This window comes from Vibrio sp. 1580 (assembly GCF_033340055.1).
This window is the reverse complement of the sequence record NZ_JAWOVT010000707.1, coordinates 1-522: the sequence shown is the minus strand read 5'-3', so window position 1 is coordinate 522 and position 522 is coordinate 1. Positions and strand designations below refer to the sequence as shown.

General features: G+C 40.8%; 2 pseudogenes. Both read left to right on the top strand.

Annotated features, from left to right (window positions below):
- Positions 1-240, top strand: a pseudogene (locus R7093_RS27965) (calcium-binding protein); the annotation flags it as partial.
- 61 nt (positions 241-301) lie between these two features.
- Positions 302-522, top strand: a pseudogene (locus tag R7093_RS27960) (type I secretion system permease/ATPase); the annotation flags it as partial.

The following is a 522-nucleotide window of genomic DNA, read 5'->3' as shown; positions in this document are numbered from 1 at the left end:
AAATTTGTGTTCACTGACAAGTTTGGTGGTCATGGTGAAGCGAAGGTAGTGGATTTCACTATCGGTGAAGACTCGCTTCACATCATTAGTGACACTGTGACAGAGTTCGGCGATTTAACTTTCAGCTACGATGCGGCTGGCAATGCAGTATTTACTGACGGCGCAGATTTAACCGTTAAGCTGATTGGTGTTACTGAAACAGATATTAACACCTACGGTGCCGATTTATTTGTTATTTAAAATCTAGTTTAAGGCGCTAGTCATCTAGCGCCTACATCATTCGATTAAAGTGGAAGTAATCGTGCAGAAAACAGTTTTCAAAGAAGTCAGACAAAAACTATGCACGCTTGCAGGTTTGCTGATCGGTTTTAGTCTCTTCATTAATTTACTCGTACTTGCTATCCCACTTTATATGTTGCAAGTGTACAACCGAGTCATCTCATCTTATTCGACTGACACCTTGTTGCTTCTTACCATCATCGTGTTGGCGGCTTTGTTTACTATGTCCATTATCGATATTGC